The organism is Streptomyces sp. NPDC052114 (genome assembly GCF_040680155.1).
Taxonomy (GTDB): Bacteria; Actinomycetota; Actinomycetes; order Streptomycetales; family Streptomycetaceae; genus Streptomyces.
Genome location: NZ_JBFAWC010000002.1, coordinates 41,872 through 61,228, shown reverse-complemented (window position 1 = coordinate 61,228; position 19,357 = coordinate 41,872). Strand labels below are relative to the sequence as shown.

General features: G+C 73.2%; 20 protein-coding genes. 15 read left to right on the top strand and 5 right to left on the bottom strand.

Annotated features, from left to right (window positions below):
* The first annotated feature begins 100 nt into the window (after positions 1 to 100).
* The 4 genes from AB0L89_RS04455 to AB0L89_RS04440 all read left to right on the top strand — a co-directional run bounded on the left by AB0L89_RS04455 (position 101) and on the right by AB0L89_RS04440 (position 5,154).
* Positions 101 to 616, top strand: coding sequence for a hypothetical protein (locus tag AB0L89_RS04455; protein ID WP_365134164.1), 516 nt, complete (start codon positions 101 to 103; stop codon positions 614 to 616).
* A gap of 446 nt (positions 617 to 1,062) precedes the next feature.
* The gene (locus AB0L89_RS04450; protein ID WP_365134161.1) at positions 1,063 to 2,133 is read left to right on the top strand and encodes an ATP-dependent DNA ligase; all 1,071 of its coding nucleotides are present in this window, start codon (positions 1,063 to 1,065) and stop codon (positions 2,131 to 2,133) included.
* Positions 2,134 to 2,355: 222 nt separating this feature from the next.
* Positions 2,356 to 4,149 carry an FAD-dependent oxidoreductase gene (locus tag AB0L89_RS04445; protein ID WP_365134158.1) on the top strand — a complete coding sequence of 598 codons (1,794 nt, stop codon included), beginning with the start codon at positions 2,356 to 2,358 and terminating at the stop codon, positions 4,147 to 4,149.
* A 48-nt stretch (positions 4,150 to 4,197) separates the two neighbouring features.
* The gene (locus AB0L89_RS04440) at positions 4,198 to 5,154 is read left to right on the top strand and encodes a DUF3048 domain-containing protein (RefSeq protein WP_365134155.1); all 957 of its coding nucleotides are present in this window, start codon (positions 4,198 to 4,200) and stop codon (positions 5,152 to 5,154) included.
* 6 nt (positions 5,155 to 5,160) lie between these two features.
* On the opposite strand, the gene AB0L89_RS04435 is transcribed toward AB0L89_RS04440, so the two are convergent.
* Complete coding sequence (locus tag AB0L89_RS04435) at positions 5,161 to 5,643, bottom strand: MarR family transcriptional regulator (protein ID WP_365134152.1); 483 nt, start codon at positions 5,641 to 5,643, stop codon at positions 5,161 to 5,163.
* 250 nt (positions 5,644 to 5,893) lie between these two features.
* Here AB0L89_RS04435 and AB0L89_RS04430 point away from each other — a divergent pair, with 250 nt between their 5' ends.
* From AB0L89_RS04430 to pcaD, 6 genes are all read left to right on the top strand, one after another.
* Positions 5,894 to 6,748 (top strand): CoA transferase subunit A, encoded by an 855-nt coding sequence (locus AB0L89_RS04430; RefSeq protein ID WP_365134150.1) that lies wholly within the window; start codon positions 5,894 to 5,896, stop codon positions 6,746 to 6,748.
* Entirely contained in the window at positions 6,748 to 7,395 is a 648-nt protein-coding gene (locus AB0L89_RS04425) for a CoA transferase subunit B (RefSeq protein ID WP_365134147.1), read from the top strand. The genes AB0L89_RS04430 and AB0L89_RS04425 overlap by 1 nt, the downstream gene beginning before the upstream one ends.
* Positions 7,396 to 7,529: 134 nt before the next feature.
* Positions 7,530 to 8,282 carry a protocatechuate 3,4-dioxygenase subunit beta gene (gene pcaH, locus AB0L89_RS04420; protein WP_365135530.1) on the top strand — a complete coding sequence of 251 codons (753 nt, stop codon included), beginning with the start codon at positions 7,530 to 7,532 and terminating at the stop codon, positions 8,280 to 8,282.
* On the top strand, positions 8,282 to 8,839 hold the full coding sequence (pcaG, locus tag AB0L89_RS04415; RefSeq protein ID WP_365134144.1) for a protocatechuate 3,4-dioxygenase subunit alpha: 558 nt from the start codon (positions 8,282 to 8,284) through the stop codon (positions 8,837 to 8,839). The genes pcaH and pcaG overlap by 1 nt, the downstream gene beginning before the upstream one ends.
* Entirely contained in the window at positions 8,836 to 10,218 is a 1,383-nt protein-coding gene (gene pcaB / locus AB0L89_RS04410) for a 3-carboxy-cis,cis-muconate cycloisomerase (protein ID WP_365134141.1), read from the top strand. The genes pcaG and pcaB overlap by 4 nt, the downstream gene beginning before the upstream one ends.
* Positions 10,215 to 11,372, top strand: a complete 1,158-nt coding sequence (gene pcaD / locus AB0L89_RS04405) for a 3-oxoadipate enol-lactonase (RefSeq protein WP_365134138.1) — start codon at positions 10,215 to 10,217, stop codon at positions 11,370 to 11,372. Before pcaB ends, pcaD begins: the two co-directional genes overlap by 4 nt.
* Positions 11,373 to 11,426: 54 nt before the next feature.
* On the opposite strand, the gene AB0L89_RS04400 is transcribed toward pcaD, so the two are convergent.
* Positions 11,427 to 11,840, bottom strand: a complete 414-nt coding sequence (locus AB0L89_RS04400) for a helix-turn-helix domain-containing protein (RefSeq protein WP_365134135.1) — start codon at positions 11,838 to 11,840, stop codon at positions 11,427 to 11,429.
* Positions 11,841 to 11,943: 103 nt separating this feature from the next.
* On the opposite strand from AB0L89_RS04400, the gene AB0L89_RS04395 reads away from it, so the two are divergent.
* On the top strand, positions 11,944 to 12,792 hold the full coding sequence (locus AB0L89_RS04395; RefSeq protein ID WP_365134132.1) for an alpha/beta hydrolase: 849 nt from the start codon (positions 11,944 to 11,946) through the stop codon (positions 12,790 to 12,792).
* 32 nt (positions 12,793 to 12,824) lie between these two features.
* Here AB0L89_RS04395 and AB0L89_RS04390 read toward each other — a convergent pair whose 3' ends face one another.
* The 3 genes from AB0L89_RS04390 to AB0L89_RS04380 form a co-directional block, all read right to left on the bottom strand.
* Positions 12,825 to 13,577, bottom strand: a complete 753-nt coding sequence (locus AB0L89_RS04390; RefSeq protein ID WP_365134129.1) for a hypothetical protein — start codon at positions 13,575 to 13,577, stop codon at positions 12,825 to 12,827.
* Between the two features lie 298 nt (positions 13,578 to 13,875).
* On the bottom strand, positions 13,876 to 14,814 hold the full coding sequence (locus AB0L89_RS04385) for an SDR family oxidoreductase (protein WP_365134126.1): 939 nt from the start codon (positions 14,812 to 14,814) through the stop codon (positions 13,876 to 13,878).
* A gap of 22 nt (positions 14,815 to 14,836) precedes the next feature.
* Positions 14,837 to 15,601 (bottom strand): SDR family oxidoreductase, encoded by a 765-nt coding sequence (locus AB0L89_RS04380; RefSeq protein WP_365134123.1) that lies wholly within the window; start codon positions 15,599 to 15,601, stop codon positions 14,837 to 14,839.
* Between the two features lie 68 nt (positions 15,602 to 15,669).
* On the opposite strand from AB0L89_RS04380, the gene AB0L89_RS04375 reads away from it, so the two are divergent.
* The 4 genes from AB0L89_RS04375 to AB0L89_RS04360 all read left to right on the top strand — a co-directional run bounded on the left by AB0L89_RS04375 (position 15,670) and on the right by AB0L89_RS04360 (position 19,248).
* A complete protein-coding gene (locus AB0L89_RS04375) occupies positions 15,670 to 16,425 on the top strand; it encodes an enoyl-CoA hydratase family protein (RefSeq protein WP_365134120.1) in 756 nt (251 codons plus the stop codon).
* Positions 16,426 to 16,493: 68 nt separating this feature from the next.
* On the top strand, positions 16,494 to 17,342 hold the full coding sequence (locus AB0L89_RS04370) for a CoA-transferase (protein WP_365135527.1): 849 nt from the start codon (positions 16,494 to 16,496) through the stop codon (positions 17,340 to 17,342).
* On the top strand, positions 17,339 to 18,130 hold the full coding sequence (locus AB0L89_RS04365; protein WP_365134117.1) for a CoA-transferase: 792 nt from the start codon (positions 17,339 to 17,341) through the stop codon (positions 18,128 to 18,130). The genes AB0L89_RS04370 and AB0L89_RS04365 overlap by 4 nt, the downstream gene beginning before the upstream one ends.
* Before the next feature lie 35 nt (positions 18,131 to 18,165).
* Entirely contained in the window at positions 18,166 to 19,248 is a 1,083-nt protein-coding gene (locus AB0L89_RS04360) for a nitronate monooxygenase (RefSeq protein ID WP_365135524.1), read from the top strand.
* The last annotated feature ends 109 nt before the right edge of the window (positions 19,249 to 19,357 follow it).

Below are 19,357 nucleotides of genomic sequence, written 5' to 3'. Positions count from 1 at the left end.
TACCCGGCCTCCAGAACCCGCCCGCGCTGGGGCTCAACGCGAGTCCGCCGGACCACATGCAGCGTGATCCGGCGGCTAGCCGACTGAGAAGGAGTCGACCATGGCCGACAGTACGGGCCGCACCCTGAGCACGGGAAGTGGCAATTCTCCGGACCTGGTGTACGCCGCGTTTGACTGGCTTGCACGCTCCCAGGACAACGCACGCAAGGCCCACGACGACTGGCGGGAGCACGGACTCACGCTGCTCCCGGTGGGATCGCGTTTCAACAGCGTCTGTCTCAACGCCCGGATCATGCGCGCTGCCGTAGGGTCAGACGACCTGGAGGTCACCGCGGCGACGCTCGCCCAACTGCTCGATGGCCCGGTGATCCATGGCCGGCCGAAGAACCAGTTCCATGCCCTCACCGAGGTGTACCCGGTGTCGCGGTGGACGTGTCCCGAGGCACCGATGCTGGGGAAGGGCCACTACGTGACCGTTCCCGCGTCCGACCTGCGCGGCCCGACCGGCCTCTACTGGGCGGTCCCGCCTCGCGTCCCCGGTGACCTGTGTGCCGTGCAGGCCATCGCCTCGCTGGTCGCCATCGCCCGCAGCAGCAGCCAGGGAAGGCCGTGGTGAGCGTGACCGAGACGCCCGCCGAGGACCAGCGGGTACAGGAGACATATAAGGCGTTGCTCACGCACGTCGAGAACTGCGGTCGGTGTCTGGCTCACGAGGAATGCGGTAGCGCGCTGCAACTCTGGCGTGCGTGGCGTGCCCTGCGAGCCGAAGCAGCGTCCACCCGGCACAGCACCCACACGAGCGAGGGTTCATGACCGACTCACGGCCTGCTCAGGCCCCTGGCTGGTGCGTCCTATGCGGTCGCCTCATCCGCGACGACGAACCAACACAGCACAGATCTCATACACACCGGATGGACAGCAACAGCCGCGCTTCGCTCACGCGGAACCGTGCCCGGGGCTACTTGTCGTCTGGTGTCCGCCCTGGATGTCCAGGCTCTGACCTGGCCTTTCTGGACGTGAGCTGAACAGGCGGACTGTGTGGACACCTCCTAGATTTGAACCATGGACCTGCCGGTGATGCCGCCCGTGAAGCCGATGCTCGCCAAGCCCGTGGCGAAGATCCCGCCGGGCATGCAGTACGAGGCCAAGTGGGACGGCTTCCGCGCCATCGTCTTCCGCGACGGTGACCGGATCGAGCTGGGCAGCCGCACCGGCAAGCCGCTGACCCGCTACTTCCCCGAGTTGGTCGAGGCCCTGCGCGAGCGCCTTCCGGAGCGCTGCGTGATGGACGGCGAGATCGTGATCGCCAGGGACGGGCGCCTCGACTTCGACGCGCTCACGGAGCGCATCCACCCGGCGGCGTCACGGGTCGCGCTGCTCGCCGAGCGCACCCCCGCCTCGTTCGTGGCGTTCGACCTGCTGGCGCTCGCGGACGAGGCGCTGCTCGACGTACCCCTGGCGGACCGGCGCGCCCTCCTGGTGAAGGCGCTGTCCGGGGTCACGGCCCCGGTCCACGTGGCTCCGGCGACCACGGACCCCGAGGTGGCGCGGGAGTGGTTCGAGCAGTTCGAGGGCGCGGGCCTCGACGGCGTGATCGCCAAGCCGCTGGACCTGCGCTACCGCCAGAACGAACGGCTCATGTTCAAGATCAAGCACGAGCGCACGGCGGACGTCGTGGTCGCGGGCTACCGCTTCCACAAGAGCGGGCCCGTCGTCGGCTCGCTCCTGCTGGGCCTGTACGACGGCGAGGGCGCCCTGCAGCACGTGGGCGTCGCCGCGGCCTTCACCATGAAGCGCCGGGCGGAGCTGGTCGAGGAGCTGGAGCCGCTGCGGATGGAGTCCACGGCGGGGCACCCGTGGGCCGCATGGACGGACGAGGCCGCCCACGAGAGCGCCCGCATGCCGGGCGCCCCGAGCCGCTGGTCCGGCAAGAAGGACCTGTCGTGGGTGCCGCTGAGCCCGGAGCGGGTCTGCGAGGTGGCGTACGACCACATGGAGGGCGGGCGCCGCTTCCGCCACACGGTCCGCTTCCGCACCTGGCGCCCCGACCGGGACCCGGAGGGCTGCACCTACGCCCAGCTGGAGGAGCCGGTGAGCTACTCCCTCACGGACGCGCTCGGCCCCCGGGCCTGACCTCACGGGCCTCGCCCCTCGCCCCACGCCTCTCCGGATCCCGCCCCTCCGGGGCCCGCTCCTCCGGGTCCCGCTCCTCCGGGGCCCGCTCCTCCGGGGCCCGCCACCCACCCCAATCACGCCAATGTTCGACTCGACCCCCGGGTATCTTCCACCCCACTGATCGCAACCGTATGCTCCTGCGCCTGACACGTCAGTTACCGACGGTAAGGGGGGCGGGACATGGGGCACAGTCGTGCCGAGGGAAGCACGCGGCGGGGGTTCGTCGCGGGGGCCGCGGCGGTCGGCGGGGCGGCCGCGCTGGGCGTGGGGGCGGGAGCGCTGCCGGCGGCCGCCGCCGCGCCGGGCGCCCCGCGCGCGAAGCAGTCCGTGGCCGTGCTCGGCGGCGGCGTGGCGGGCCTCACCGCCGCCCATGAGCTGGCCGAACGCGGCTTCGCCGTCACGGTGTACGAGCGCAGGGCACTGGGCGGCAAGGCCCGCAGCATGGACGTACCGAACAGCGCCAAGGGCAACCGCAGACCGCTGCCCGGCGAGCACGGCTTCCGGTTCATCCCCGGGATCTACCACAACCTCCCGGACACGATGCGCCGCATCCCCTTCCCCGGGAACGCGAACGGCGTGTGGGACAACCTCGTCGCGCCGCGCGAGATGTCGTTCGCGCGCACCGGCCGCGAGGACATCCGCATGCCGATCCCGTGGCCCGGCAGCAAGCCCGAGGAGCTCACCCTCGACGACATCCGGCGGGCGCTCACCGCGCTGCTCGACACCGCGTTCAACCTGCCCGCCCACGAGGCCGCCTACTTCGTCAACCGCGCCCTGGTCTTCCTGACCAGCTGCGACGAGCGCCGCGACGACGACTGGGAGTCGACGCCCTGGTGGGAGTTCGTGCGCGCCGAGCGGATGTCGAAGGACTACCAGCGCATCCTCGCGATCGGCGTCACCCGCAACATCGTGGCGACGAAGGCCGAGGAGGCGAGCACGCGGACCGTCGGCACGCTCGGCGAGGCCTTCGTCTTCAACGCGCTCGGCCAGGGCGCGGACGGCCCGCCCGACCGGGTCCTGAACGCGCCGACGAACGAGGCGTGGATCGACCCCTGGGTGACCCATCTCACCTCACTGGGCGTGGAGTTCAGGATCGGCTGGACCGTGCGCGAGCTGGCGTTCGACGGCGGCCGGATCACCCGGGCCGTGATCGAGGAACCGGGCGGCGCGCGGCGCGACATCACCGCCGACCACTACGTCCAGGCCATGCCGGTGGAGCACGCGCGCGGCACGTGGAGCGCCGCCCTGAAGGCGGCGGACCCGCAGCTGGCGCGCTGCGACAAGCTGGAGACGGACTGGATGACGGGCATCCAGTTCTATCTGACCGAGCGTCCAGCCACCGTGAAGGGCCACTTCAACTGCATCGACTCGCCCTGGTCGCTGACGGGCATCGCGCAGGCCGGGCACTGGCCCGAGCGCGACTTCCCCGCCGACTACGGCGACGGCGCGGCGGTCGACTGTCTGTCGGTGGACATCTCCGAGTGGGACAAGCCGGGGATCCTGTACGGCAAGACCGCCAAGCAGTGCACCCGCGACGAGGTCGCCAAGGAGGTGTGGGCCCAGCTCAAGGCGTCCCTCAACGACACCGGGAAGACGGTCCTGAGCGACGGCAAGCTGCACTCGTGGTTCCTCGACCCGGGCGTCGACGGCCTCGGCACCCCGAACCCGACCAACGAGGACCAGCTCCTCATCCACCCCGTGGGCACCTTCCACAACCGGCCGTCGGCCGCCACGAAGATCCCGAACCTCTTCCTGGCGGGCGACTACGTCTCCGTGGACATCGACCTGGCGACGATGGAGGGCGCCAACGCCTCGGCCCGGCAGGCGGTCAACGCGCTGCTGGAGCGGGTGGGGTCGCAGGCCGAGCGGTGCACGGTGACACCGCTGCACCGCATTCCCGCGGTCGAGGTACTCAAGCGCCACGACCGCACGCGGTACCGCCTCGGCCTGCGCAACGCGCTCGATCTGGGCTGAGGGGCCGCGCGTCGGTGCGTACGGGGCAGGACGGGGTAGGACCACCGCATGAGACGGCGGACCCGCACGCGCGTACCCACCGGGGCGGCGGTGGCGATCGCACTCGCCGCCCTGGCGGCCGGCTGCACGATCGACCCCTCCGGGGCGGACGGCAGGCCGCCGTCCGACGCGGGCGGAGGGGGCGGCACCGTGCTCGCCGTGAAGATCGACAATGTCCGCCCGGCCCGGCCGCAGACCGGTCTCGACGCCGCGGACATCGTGTACGTCGAGCAGGTGGAGGCCGGACTCAGCCGGCTGATGGCGGTGTACGCGTCGCGCTTCCCGTCCGCCGTGGGACCGGTGCGCAGCGCGCGCGAGACGGATCTCGAACTGCTGCGGCAGTTCGACGACCCCGTACTCGCCTTCTCCGGAGCGCAGTCCAAGCTGCTGCCCCTGATCGACGACGCCCCGCTGCGGGCCGTGCCGCCGGGCAAGGCTCCCGGGGACGCCTACTACCGGGGCGGCGGAAAGGTCGCTCCGCACAACCTGTTCCTGCGCCCGGAGGCCCTGAAGAAGGACCTCCCGCGCGGGGACTCGGGCGCCCTGGAGAGGGCGGGGATCCGCTTCGGTCCGAAGCCGGCGGGCGGCACGCCCGACACCCGGCGGACGGTGCGCTTCCCCGCGGCGAGCTTCACCTTCGACTGGGTGGAGTACGAGGGCCGTTGGCGCGTCTCGATGGACGGCGAGCGGGCACGGACGTCGGGCGGCAAGGAGCTGGCCCCCACCACGGTGGTCGTGCAGTACGTGAAGGTGCGGCCGTCCCGCTTCCACGACCGCGCGGGCAGCGTCTCGCCGTTCACCGAGACGGTCGGCGAGGGCACCGCGCGCGTCCTGCGGGACGGGCGCGCCTACGACGCGCGCTGGAGCCGTCCGTCGGCACGGGCCGGCACGGAGTTCACGACGCCCGACGGCAAGGAACTGCCGTTCGCCGAGGGGCAGGTGTGGGTGGTGTACGCGAAGGCGTGAGCGCGGTCAGGCCTTGGCCGCCGGGGCCGGGGCCGGGGCCGTCGGCTCCACGGGGTTGCGCAGCCCCTCGGCGGCGTCCGCCACGCGGTGCAGCAGATCGAAGAAGACGGACTGCTCGTCGGCGGAGAGCGGCGCGAGGAAGACCTGGTTCATCCGGGCCGTGCGCACGGTCAGCCTGCGGTGGGTGCGCCTGCCCTCGTCGGTGAGGCCCAGCAGATAGCGGCGGCCGTCCTGCGGGTCGCGCACCTTGTCGAGCAGCCCGCGCCGGATCAGCCGGCTGATGACCTCCGCGATGGTGGAACGGTCGAGGCCCACCCGCTCGCCCACCGTGCGCTGGTCGAGTCCGGGCTCGGCGACGAGGGTGTTGAGGACCGCGAACTGCGGCGAGGTGATCTCCTCGGAGACCATCGTGTTCCACAGCAGGTGGTGCGCCTGCTGGAGCCGCCGGGCCAGGTGCCCGGGGTGGGTGGCAAGGTCCACCGCGGCCATGGGGTCCTCCGCTTCCTCGACGTGTCTCGTCGCTGCGTCTCACCGACGCGCTTCATCGGTGCGCTTCATCGCCGCGTCTCTGCGGCGCCTCTGCGACGGCCAGTTCATCGGTGCACTGAACAATACCCGCTCCGCCATTCGGATGCGTACCGCTCTTGCCAGGCTCTTCGCGCCCTCCTATCCTCGCCGAAATAGTCAGTGCCCTGATTAATCGGGGCGGTGGAGTGACGAAGGAGAGGGGACCGCGCGCATGGACAAGGTGGTGGCCACGGCCGCCGACGCGGTGGCCGACGTCCGCGACGGGGCGTCGCTCGCGGTCGGCGGCTTCGGCCTGAGCGGCGTGCCGAACGAGCTGATACGGGCGCTGTACGCGTCCGGGGTCTCCGGCCTGCGGGTGGTCTCCAACAACTGCGGGGCGATGGACTCCGGTCTCGCGGTGCTCCTGTCGGCCGGCCGCATCGCCCGCGTGACCGGCTCGTACATCGGCGCCAACAAGGAGTTCGCGCGGCAGTACCTGAGCGGTGAGCTGGAGGTCGAGTTGATCCCGCAGGGCACGCTCGCCGAGCGGCTGCGCGCGGGCGGTGCCGGCATCCCCGCGTTCTACACCCCGGCCGGGGTGGGCACGCAGGTCGCCGAGGGCGGGCTGCCCTGGCGGTACGACGGCCAGGGCGGGGTCGCACTCGCCTCGCCGCCCAAGGAGGTGCGCGAGTTCGACGGCACGTCCTACGTCCTGGAGCGCGCGATCCGCACGGATGTCGCGCTGGTGCGGGCGGCGAAGGGCGACCGGCACGGCAACCTCGTCTTCGGCAAGTCGTCGCGCAACTTCAACCCGCTGGCCGCGATGGCGGGACGCCTCACCGTCGCCGAGGTGGAGGAGCTGGTGGAGCCCGGCGGGATCGATCCCGACGAGGTGCATCTGCCCGGGATCTTCGTGCAGCGCGTGCTCGCCCTCACGCCGGAGCAGGCGGCGGACAAGGGGATCGAGCGGCGTACGGTCTCCGCGCCCGTGACGCGGCACGCGGATTCCACGCACGCGGAACGGCCGTCGGATTCCACGCACGCGCAACGGCACCCGGATTCCGCCCCCGGGGCGGTGAGCCGCTGATGGCCTGGACCCGTGAGGAGATGGCCGCCCGCGCCGCGCGCGAGCTCAAGGACGGCCAGTACGTGAACCTGGGCATCGGTCTGCCCACCCTGATCCCCAACCATCTACCCCCGGGCGTGGAGGTGGTCCTGGAGTCCGAGAACGGCATCCTCGGCGTCGGCCCCTACCCGGCCGAGGACGAGGTCGACCCCGATCTGATCAACGCGGGCAAGGAGACGGTGACCGTCCTGCCCGGCGCCGCCTACTTCGACTCGGCGCTCTCCTTCGGGATGATCCGCGGCGGCCACATCGACGTCGCCGTCCTGGGCGCCATGCAGGTCTCCGCGCGCGGGGACCTCGCCAACTGGGCGGTCCCCGGCAAGCTGATCACCGGGATCGGCGGGGCGATGGACCTCGTGCACGGCGCCCGCACCGTCATCGTCGTCATGAACCACACCGCCAAGGACGGCACCGCGAAGCTCCTCGACGCGTGCACGCTGCCGCTGACCGGCCGGGCCTGCGTCGACCTGGTGATCACCGACCTCGGCGTCCTGGAGGTGACCGGACGCGGCCTGGAGCTGGTCGAGCCGGCCCCCCGCGTGACGGTCGAGGAGATCATCGCGAGGACCGCCGCCAAGATCCATGTCCCGGACGGGTTCCCGGCATGAACCCGCGCGCCGCCACGGAGCCGCGAGAAACGGAGCCGCACGAGATGACCAGCACCGATTCCCTGCCCACCGACCCGTCCACACCTCTGTCCACCCCCCTGCCCACTGCCCTGCCCACCGCCCTGCCCGCTCCCCTGCCCGACGGGCTCAGCCAGGAGGCGATCGACGCCGAGGTCGCCAAGGCGCGGGCCGCGGCGACCGGCGGGCACCAGCCGCCGCTCGGCTACCCGCCCTACCGCAGCGCCCACTTCCGCCACCCCCACCACCCGCCGATACCGGTGCGCGACCCCGAGGCGGTGGAGCTGAGCGGCCCCGCCTTCGGCGTCACCGACGTCACCGCCCTGGACCGCGATCTGACGCGGCAGCACCAGGGCGAGCCGCTGGGCGAGCGGATCACCGTCAGCGGCCGGGTCCTGGACCGGCACGGGCGGCCCGTGCGCGGCCAGCTGGTCGAGCTGTGGCAGGCCAACGCCTCCGGCCGGTACGCGCACCAGCTCGACCAGCACCCGGCACCCCTGGACCCGCACTTCACGGGCTTCGGCCGCTGTCTGACCGACGACGACGGCGCGTACTCCTTCACGACCATCAAGCCGGGCGCCTATCCGTGGCGCAACCACGTCAACGCCTGGCGTCCGGCGCACATCCACTTCTCGCTCTTCGGCACGGCGTTCACCCAGCGCCTGGTCACCCAGATGTACTTCCCCGGGGACCCGCTCCTGCCGTACGACCCGGTGCTGAACTCGGTGACCGACGACGCCGCGCGCCGGCGCCTCGTCTGCGCGTACGACCACGCCCTGTCCGTGCCCGAGTGGTCGCTCGGACACCACTGGGACATCGTGCTCGACGGCCCGTCCGCGACGCTCTTCGAGGAAGGCGACCAGCTCTGATGACCACACACCCGCCCACGCCCTCCCAGACCGTCGGCCCCTTCTACGGCTACGCGCTGCCCTTCCCCGGCGGCGGCGACGTGGCGCCCGCCGGCCACCCGGACACGATCACCCTGCACGGGTACGTGTACGACGGCGCGGGACGCCCCGTCCCCGACGCCCTGATCGAGACCTGGCAGCCCGCCCCGGACGGCTCGCGGGCGGGCGCGCCCGGATCGCTGCGGCACGACCCCGTCACGGGGCGGGTCGTGGGGCGTGACGGCGTCGCGTTCACCGGGTTCGGCCGCGTGGCGACCGACGCGGACGGCCACTGGGCGCTGCGGACGCTGCCGCCGGGCGGCGTCTCGTACGTCTCGCTCGCCGTCTTCGCGCGCGGGCTGCTGCGGCATCTGTTCACGCGCGCGTACCTGGTGGACGAGCCCGGCGACGCGCTGCTCGGCTCCCTGGCCCCGGAGCGGCGCGACACGCTGATCGCGCGGGGCGAGTCCCCTCGTACGTACCGCTTCGACGTCCGTCTCCAAGGGGCGGACGAGACGGTCTTCCTGGAGTTCCCGTGAGCGGCCTGCTCTCGCCCGGCTCGGCGGGCTCTCCCGCCGAGGAGGCCACCGGTGATCCCGCCTTCCTTCAGGCCCTGTTGGACGCCGAGGCGGCGCTGTGCCGCGCGCAGGCGGCGGTGGGCCCGGTTCCCCGGGAGGCGGCCGCGGCGGTCACCGGGGCGGCCGACGCGCGCCGCTTCGACGCGCGCGCTCTCGCCCTCCGCGCGCGGGAGGGCGGAAATCCGGTGATCCCTCTGGTGGCGGAGCTGACGGCGGCGGTGCCCGCCGAGGCCGCGCCCTACGTCCACCGGGGCGCCACCAGTCAGGACATCCTGGACACGGCGCTGATGCTCGTGTCCGCGCGCACCCTGGACCTGGTCCTCGCTGATCTCGCGCGCACGGAGCGGGCGTGGGCGCGGCTGGCCTCGGCGCACCGGGACACGGCGATGCCGGGCCGTACGCTCACGCAGCACGCGGTGCCGACGACGTTCGGCCTGAAGGTGGCGGGCTGGCGGTCGCTGACCCTCGACGCACGGGACCGGATCGTCCGGGTACGGGAGAGTCTTCCCGTACAACTGGGCGGCGCGGCGGGCACGTTGGCGTCGTTCCGGGCGTACGCATCGTCCCAGGCGCACCACTCGTTCCGGGAGACCCCGTCGTCCCGGGATCGCGAGGACGACGACGGATCCGCGGAGGCGCTGGTCGCCGCCCTGGCCCGCGAACTCCGGCTGTGCGCGCCCACGCTGCCCTGGCACACCCTGCGCACCCCCGTGGCCGATCTCGCCGCCGCCCTCGCGTTCACGGCGGGCGCCCTCGGCAAGGCGGCCGCCGATGTGCTCACGCTCGCGCGCACCGAGATCGCCGAGGTCTCCGAAGGCGCGGGCGGCGGCTCGTCGGCCATGCCGCACAAGGCGAATCCGGTGCGGGCCACGCTGATCGCCGCCGCCGCGCGCCGCGCGCCCGCCCTCGCGGCCGTCCTGTACGGCTCGCTGGCCGCGGAGGACGAGCGGCCCGCGGGCGCCTGGCACGCCGAATGGGAGACGCTGCGCGATCTGCTGCGGCTCACCGGGGGTGCGGCGCGGGACGCGGCCGAACTGGCCGAGGGCCTGCGGGCGCACCCGGAGGTCATGCGGGAACACCTCGACCTGACCGGCGGGTTGATCGTCTCGGAGCGGCTGGCCGCCGAACTCGCGCCGCTCCTGGGCCGGGCCCGCGCCAAGGAACTGCTGACCCGTGCGGCGCGGCGCACCCGCGCCGAGGGCAGCGCGCTCGCGGACGTCCTCGCCGAGGAGCCGGACCTCAAGGACGTCGGCCTCACGGCCCTCGCCGAACTCACCGACCCCACCCGCTACACCGGTTCCGCGGGCCCCCTCACCGACCGTGCCCTGGAGCGACGTTGACCACCGAACCGAGCGGCGGGCTGCCGCACCACACCGTCGAGGGCGCGCCCACCGCTCCCCCGCTCCTGCTCGGCCCCTCCCTGGGCACCTCCACCGCCCTGTGGGACGCCGTCGCGCCCGAACTCTCCGCCGCCCACCGGGTCGTGCGCTGGGACCTGCCGGGCCACGGCGGCTCCCCCGCCGACCTGATCGGGCCCGGCGCGACGGTCGCCGAGCTGGCGGACCTCGTCCTCGCCCTCGCCGACGCGCTCGGCATCGACCGCTTCGCGTACGCGGGCGTCTCGATCGGCGGGGCCGTGGGGCTGCATCTCGCGGCCCGGCACCCCGAGCGCGTGACGGGCCTCGCCCTGATCTGCACCTCGGCGCACTTCGGGGGCGCCGAGCCGTGGCGGGAGCGGGCCGCGCTGGTGCGCGGGGAAGGGCTGGCCGACCTCGCGGAGTCGGCGCCCCAGCGGTGGTTCACGCCCGGTTTCACGGTGCCCGCGCTGGTCGCGGACCACCGGGCGGCGGACCCGGACGCGTACGCCGCGTGCTGCGACGCGCTGGCCGCGTACGACCTGCGGGAGTCGCTGGCGGAGGTCCAGGTCCCGACGCTGGTGATCGCGGGGCGCGAGGACCCGGCGACGCCGCCCGCCCATGCGCGGGAGATCGCCGACGGGGTGCCGGGCGCCTGTCTCATGGAGCTGCCGGGCGCCTCGCACCTCGCGCCCGCCGAGCGCCCGGACGCCGTCGCGGCGGCGCTGCGCGCCCACTTCACGGGCCTGCCGGGCAACGGCACGGCGGTGCGGCGGGCCGTGCTCGGGGACGCGCACGTGGACCGCGCGCAGGCGGTCACCACGCCCTTCACGGCACGCTTCCAGGACTTCATCTCCCGGTACGCGTGGGGCGAGATCTGGACCGACCCCACGCTGGCGCGCCGCGAGCGCAGCATGATCACGCTGACCGCGCTGGTCGCCGGCGGCCACCTCGACGAGCTGGCGCTGCATGTCCGCGGGGCCCGCGCGAACGGCCTCACTCCGGAGGAGATCGGCGCGGTCCTGTTGCAGACGGCCGTTTACTGCGGGGTGCCCGCGGCCAACGCGGCGTTCGCGGTGGCGCAGCGGGTGCTCGCGGAGGAGAGGCCCGAGTCCGACCGGGGCGCGCGTCGGAAGTGAATCCTGTTCAAGACCTCAACGAGTGGCTGTGATCAGCAGATTCGATGCCCGCCCCTAGTCGGGCAGTGCCCCGTCGGCGAGCTGGTTGCTGCGGTCGATCTCCGCCATGTGCGTCTCGGCCCAGACCCGCAGGGCGGAGAGCGGACCTTCGAGGGACAGGCCGAGCTCGGTGAGCCGGTAGTGGACGGCGGGCGGCACGGTGGGTTCCACTCGGCGCGCGACCAGGCCGTCGCGGACCAGATTCTGCAGGGTGACGGACAGCATCTTCTGTGAGATGCCGGGGATACGGCGCCGCAGTTCCGCGAAACGGAGCTCGTCCGGAGCCTCCGCGGCCAGCACTTTGACCGTCATCGACGTCCACTTGGTGCCGATCCGGTCGAGCAACTGACGGGTCGGGCAGCGCGGATCCAGCAGATCGCCCCGCTCACCGGGCCGCCGACCGGGTTCGCCGGGCCTCGATGTGGTCACTCAGGGCTCACCACCTGAAGGGAAAGTGCCGTCTTGGACGGCCCAGGATAGTTCCCTAGCGTGACCTGGTCACCATTCCTCACCACTCACCTGGAGCCCCTCCATGCCCGAGCTGCGGCGCGTCCCCGTCAACGGAGTCGAACTGAACGTCGCTCTGGTCGGATCGGGCCCGGCCGTACTGCTGCTGCACGGCTTCCCGCACACCTGGGAGCTGTGGACGGACGTCATGGCCGACCTGTCCGACCGCTACCGCGTCATCGCGCCGGACCTGCGCGGCTTCGGCGCGAGCAGCCGAGCCGCCTCCGGGTACGACGCGGGCACCCTGGCCGAGGACGCCGCGGCGCTCCTCACCACGCTCGGCGTGTCCTCGGCCGCGGTCGTGGGCATCGACGCGGGTACCGCGCCGGCCTTCCTCCTCGCCCATCGTCGCCCCGGTCTCGTCCGGCGCCTGGTCGTCATGGAATCGCTCCTGGGCAGGCTGCCCGTCGCCGAGGACTTCCTCGCCGACGGGCCGCCGTGGTGGTTCGGCTTCCATTCCGCGCCCGGCCTCGCCGAGACCGTGCTGGAGGGCCACGAGGCCGCCTACGTCGACTGGTTCCTGCGCGCCGGCACCCTCGGCGACGGGGTGCGCCCCGCCCTGCGGGACGCCTTCGTCCGCGCGTACACCGGCCGCCAGGCGTTGAGCCGCGCGTTCTCGTACTACCGGGCGCTGCCCGAGAGCGCGGTACAGATCGAACAGGCGGTCGCCACTGCCCGCCTGACGGTGCCGACGATGGCGTTGGGCGCCCGGCCCGTCGGTGCCGCGCTGGAACGTCAGCTCCGCCCGGTCACCGACGATCTCACCGGACACGTCATCGAGGACTGCGGCCACATCATCCCGCTGCACCGCCCGCACGCCCTGCTCAAGCTGCTGCGTCCGTTCCTGGCCGGTGAGGACGCGAAAGCGGCGTGACCGGGGCCGGGGGCCGACGTCCGATACCCGCCCTAGAGCCCGGCGCGGGCCACGAACAGGGACCGCAGGTGGGCCAGGCTCCGCTCGGCCAGGGGACGCAGCCCCGCGGCGACGGCGCGGGCGTCGGCCCGCAGCCGGTCCGGGGCGTCGGCGCCGAGGGCCTCGATGGCCTCTGCGGAGAAGGACGACTCGGCGAGCCAGTCGTCGAGCAGGCCGGGGGTGACCTCCAGATGGAACTGGAGCCCCCAGGCCGCGGATCCGGCCCGGAACGCCTGGCACTCGGTGGTGGCGGTGCGGGCGAGGGTGCGGGTGCCGGGGGCGGGGACGATGCGGTCGCCGTGCCAGTGCAGGACGGCGGGGGCGTCGGCGAGCGGGCCGACGACGGGGTCGTCGCGGTCCACGTCGTCCAGGGGGTACCAGCCGATCTCGCTGCCGTGGCCGAGCTCGGCGCCCGGCCGGACGGCCAGCCCCTCGGCGCGGGCGAGCAGTTGGGCGCCCAGGCACACGCCCAGCGTGGGCAGCCCGGTCCGCACGGCGTCGGCCAGCAGGTCCCGCTCCAGCTTCAGCGCCGGGTGCCCCGCCAGGTCGTCGGCGTTCATGGGACCCCCCATCACGACGAGCCCCGCGAGCTCGGACACCGGCGGGAGATCGTCGGCGACGACGTCCGGGGTGTCGAGGAGGTTGCGTACGTCGACGTCGAGCCCGCTGCCGTCCAGCGCGTCCAGGATCAGGCCGGGCTTCTCGACCGCGACGTGCTGGAGGATCAGGACGGTGGGCGCGGGCATGGGGAGATCTCCAGAAGAGGGCCGGGAACACCGGGTGTTCCGGTGCGAGCTACGCGGGCGCGGGGGCGCTCGGGTGTTCACCCTAACGCAGCAGGTCAGAGAGGTGCGGGGCCGCACGGGAGGATCGCGGGGCCGCCACGCGCGCGTGCGTGCGTCATCGCCAGACCTCTACGCGGACCTCTACGCGGACCTCTACGCGCGCGTGCGTCACCCCAGCCGCCACGCGCGCGTGGATCCCACACCGGGCACCCCCGCACGCGTGAATCCCGCACCGGGCACCCACCCCCCGCTCCTCACCTCACCGCGCCCCGTACACCGGCTGCGGCGTCTCCGCGGCGGAGAGGAGCTTCAGGGTGGCCTCGCCCGCCTCGGACGGCGTCCACCGCGCGCCCTTGTCCGCGGTCGGGCCGGGACGCCACCCCTCCATGACCGTGATGCGGCCCGCCTCGGCCTCGAAGACGCGGCCGGTGACGCCGGCCGATGCCGGGGAGCCGAGCCAGACGACGAGGGGCGACACGTTCTCCGGAGCCATCGCGTCGAAACCGCCGCTCTCCGGGGCGGCCATGGTCTCGGCGAAGGTCCGCTCGGTCATGCGGGTGCGGGCAGCGGGGGCGATGGCGTTCACCCGCACTCCGTAGGAGGCCAGTTCGGCGGAGGCGACGAAGGTGAGGCCGAGTATCCCGGCCTTGGCCGCGCTGTAGTTGCCCTGCCCGACGCTCCCCAGCAGACCGGCCCCCGAGCTGGTGTTGACCACGCACGCGTGCGGAGTGCGACCGGCCTTCGCCTCGGCCCGCCAGTGCGCGCCCGCGTGCTTCAGGGGCAGGAAGTGTCCCTTCAGGTGGACGCGCATCACGGCGTCCCAGTCGTCCTCGTCGACGTTGACCAGCATCCTGTCCCGCAGGAAGCCCGCGTTGTTCACGAGGGTGTCGAGGCGGCCGTACGCGTCGAGGGCGGCGCGGACCAGGGAGGCGGCGCCCTCGGAGGTGGCGATGTCGCCGCCGTGCGCGACGGCGTCGCCGCCCGCCGCGCGGATCTCCTCGACGACGTCCTGCGCGGGTCCGCCGGACTCCCCCGCTCCGTCGGGCCCCACACCGAGGTCGTTGACGACCACCTTGGCGCCTTCGGCGGCGTACGCGCGCGCGTGCGCACGGCCGAGGCCCCGGCCCGCGCCCGTGACGATCACGACGCGCCCCGCGCAGATTCCGGACGTGGCGGCCGACGTGGCGGCTGAAGTCATGCGGCAACTCCCTCAGAGGCGTTCAGTGGTTGACGGACGCGGCGTCCAGGAACGCGGGGCGTTCACCGCCGCCGTGCAGCTGGAGCGCGGCGCCGCTGATGTAGCGGGCGCGGTCGGAGGCGAGGAAGACGCAGGCGTCGCCCACGTCCGACGGGTCGGCGAGGCGGCCCAGCGGGACGGTCCGTGCGACCTGCGCGACGCCCTCCTCGTCGCCGTAGTGGAGAGCGGCGCTCTCGGTGCGGGCGAGGCCGAGGACGACCGTGTTGACGCGCACGGCCGGGGCCCATTCGACGGCCATGGTGCGGGCGAGGTTCTCCAGGCCCGCCTTCGCGGCGCCGTAGGCCCCGCTGCCCGGCGAGGGCCTGGTGCCGCTGACACTGCCGATCATCGTGATGCTGCCGCCGCTCCCCTGACGGCGCATCACGTCGTGGGCGCCGAGGGACGCGTAGAGCGGGGCGAGCAGGTTCAGTTCGACGATCTTGGCCTGGCGGGCCGGGGCGGAGTCGGCGAGCAGCCCGAAGGGCGTGCCGCCCGCGTTGTTCACGAGGGCGTCCACGCGGCCGTGGTCCGCGGCCACCTGGGCGAAGAAGGCGTGCGCGGCCTCGGCGTCGCGCAGGTCGAGCGGGCGGAACTCGGCGGCGGCGCCCGCCGCTTCGACCGGTTTCTCCGGCGGCCGGCGGGCGCAGACGACGACGTGCGCCCCCGCCGTGAGGAAGCTGCGGGCGATTCCGGCGCCGACGCCGCGGGTGCCGCCGGTGACGACGACCACCTGTCGCGTGTCAGTCATCGCTGCTACCTTTCCAACTAACAAATGTTTGGTTGAAGGCGTGTGATTGAAAGGTAGCGGATCCTCTGATGCCTGTCTCCACCTCCGCCCCGGACAAGGGCGTGGCCGTCGTCACCGTCGACTACCCACCCGTCAACGCCCTTCCTGTACAGGGTTGGTACGACCTGGCGGACGCCGTGCGCGCCGCCGGCCGCGACCCCGGGACGCGCTGCGTGGTGCTGGCCGCCGAGGGGCGCGGGTTCAACGCGGGCGTGGACATCAAGGAGATGCAGCGCGACAGCGGCCACACCGCCCTGATCGGCGCCAACCGCGGGTGCTACGCCGCGTTCTCGGCGGTCTACGAGTGCGAGGTCCCGGTGGTCGCCGCCGTGCACGGCTTCTGCCTGGGCGGCGGCATCGGGCTCGTGGGGAACGCGGACGCGATCGTGGCGAGCGACGACGCCACGTTCGGCCTGCCCGAGCTGGACCGCGGCGCGCTCGGCGCGGCCACGCATCTGGCGCGCCTGGTCCCGCAGCACCTGATGCGCGCCCTGTACTACACCTCGCGCACCGCGACGGCCGCCGAGCTGCACGCGCACGGGTCCGTGTGGCGGGTCGTCCCCCGCACGGAACTGCACGAGGCGGCCTTGGAGTTGGCGCGCGAGATCGCGCTCAAGGACGGCACGCTGCTGCGCTTCGCGAAGGCCGCGATCAACGGCATCGACCCGGTCGACGTGCACCGCAGCTACCGCTTCGAGCAGGGCTTCACCTTCGAGGCGAACCTCAGCGGCCTGGCCGACCGCATCCGCGGGGACTTCGGAACGCAAGGGGAGGGCACGGCATGAGCGACACCACCGACGACAGGACCGGCGGCGCGACCGGCGACGCAACCGGCGGCAGGACCGACAAGAGGATGACGCCCGACGAGATCGTGGGGCGGCTGGAGAGCGGGATGACGCTCGGCATCGGCGGCTGGGGCTCGCGCCGCAAGCCGATGGCGCTCGTCCGCGCGCTGCTGCGGTCCGACGTCACGGACCTGACCGTCGTCTCGTACGGCGGCCCGGACATCGGCCTGCTCGCCGCGGCGGGCCGGATCCGCAAGCTGGTCACGGCCTTCACCACGCTCGACTCGATCCCCCTGGAGCCCAACTTCCGTGCGGCGCGCGAGCGCGGCACCCTCGAACTCGTCGAGCTGGACGAGGCGATGTTCATGCAGGGCCTGACCGCCGCCGCCCAGCGGCTGCCGTTCCTGCCGATCCGCGCGGGGCTCGGCTCGGACGTCCTGCGGGTCAACCCCCAGCTGCGCACGGTCTCTTCGCCGTACGAGGACGGGGAGGAGCTCGTCGCGGTGCCCGCCCTGCGGCTGGACGCCGCCCTGGTGCACATGAACCGCGCGGACCCCTTCGGCAACGGCCAGTACCTGGGCCCCGACCCCTACTTCGACGACCTGTTCTGCGAGGCCGCCGACTCCGCGTACGTCTCGTGCGAGCGCATCGTCGACCCCGGCGAACTGACCGCGCACGCCACGCCCCAGACGATGCTGATCTCACGGCACGCGGTGACGGGCGTGACCGAGACCCCCAAGGGCGCGCACTTCACCTCCTGCGCTCCCGACTACGCCCGCGACGAGCCCTTCCAGAAGGCGTACGTCACCGCGGCGGCCGACCCCGAGGCCTGGGAGGCCTTCCGGAACCGCTTCCTCGCGGGCAGCGAGCGTGACTACCACGCGGCCGTGCAGACCTGGCACAAGGAGCAGCGATGACGAGGACCGACCCGACGACGCCCCGGGCGACCGAGCGGACCGCCACCCGCGCCGAGTACTGCGTGATCGCCTGCGCCGAGGCCTGGCGGGGCGACGGCGAGATCCTCGCCTCCCCGATGGGCTCGGTCCCGTCGATCGCGGCCCGCCTCGCCAGGCTGACCTTCTCCCCCGACCTGCTGCTCACGGACGGGGAGGCCCTGCTCATCGGCGACGTCCCGGCCGTGGGGGCGGCGTCCGCGGTGACGGAGGGCTGGCTGCCGTACCGCAGGCATCTGACGATGGTGATGGGCGGCCGGCGGCACGTGATGATGGGCGCGAGCCAGATCGACCGCTTCGGCAACCAGAACATCTCGTGCATCGGCGACTGGGCGCGCCCCACCCGGCAGCTGCTCGGCGTCCGCGGCGCCCCGGTCAACACCCTCAACAACCCGGTGAGTTACTGGATCCCGCGCCATTCTCCCCGGGTCTTCGTGGAGAAGGTCGACATGATCAGCGGGGTCGGGTACGACAGCGCGGCCGCCGCCGGGCCCTCCGCGACCCGCTTCCACGATCTGCGCCGCGTCGTCTCCGACCTCGGCGTCTTCGACTTCGCGACGCCCGATCACGCGATGCGCCTGGTCTCCCTGCACCCCGGTGTCACGCTCGACCGCGTGCGCGAGGCCACCGGCTTCACGCTGTCGGTGCCGGACGACGTCCCGTACACCCGCGATCCGACCGCCGACGAACTGCGGCTGATACGGGACGTGGTGGACCCGCGCGGGCTGCGGGAGCGCGAGGTGCGCTCGTGACCGAGGAGCCTGCCGCGCGTCCCGCGACGCCCACCCTGGAGACGCCGCTGACGAAGCTGGTCGGCGTCCGGCACCCGATCGTGCAGACCGGCATGGGCTGGGTCGCGGGCCCCCGGCTGGTGTCGGCGACCGCCGCCGCCGGGGCGCTCGGCATCCTGGCCTCCGCGACGATGACGGTCGAGCAGCTGCGCGCGGCCGTGCGCGAGGTCAAGTCCCGTACGGACGCGCCCTTCGGGGTCAATCTGCGGGCCGACGCCGGGGACGCGCGCGAGCGGGTCCGGATCATCGTCGACGAGGGGGTGCGGGTCGCCTCCTTCGCGCTCGCGCCGTCCAGGGAGCTGATCGCCGAACTCAAGGACGCGGGGGTGGTGGTCATCCCCTCGGTCGGCGCGCGCCGGCACGCGGAGAAGGTCGCCGCGTGGGGCGCGGACGCGGTGATCGTGCAGGGCGGCGAGGGCGGCGGGCACACCGGAGAGGTCGCGACGACCGTCCTGCTCCCGCAGGTCGTCGACGCGGTCGACCTGCCGGTGGTCGCCGCCGGGGGCTTCCACGACGGCCGTGGCCTCGTCGCCGCGCTCGCGTACGGCGCCGCGGGCGTGGCCATGGGCACCCGCTTCCTGCTCACCTCGGACTCGACGGTGCCGGACGCGGTCAAGGCCCGCTATCTGGCCGCCTCCGTCAAGGACATCACGGTCACCACGCGCGTGGACGGCCTCCCGCACCGGATGCTGCGCACGGACCTGGTGGCGGCCCTGGAGAGATCGGGCCGCATCGCTTCACTCGCCCGCGCGGTGCGGCACGCGGCGGCGTTCCGGAAGGTCTCCGGGCTGGGGTGGGTCCGGATGGCCCGCGACGGCCTGGCGATGAAGCACGGCAAGGACCTGACGTGGAGCCAGGTCCTTCTCGCGGCGAACACCCCGATGATGCTCAAGTCTGCGATGGTGGACGGCCGTCCGGATCTGGGGGTGATGGCGTCGGGGCAGGTGGCGGGCCTGATCGAGGACCTGCCGTCGTGCGCGGAGCTGGTGGAGAGGGTGATGCTGGAGGCGGACGAGGTACGGGGACGGCTGCGGCTGGGGCAAGAGTCGGCGACCGGCATGGGAGACGGCTGCCGCTGAGGCGAGAGTGGGGAGTCGGCATGGGGGATGGCTGCGGCTGAGGCGAGAGTCAGCAATCGGCATGCGATACGGCTGCCGCTCAGGCGAAGTCGGCAGACGGCAGACGGCA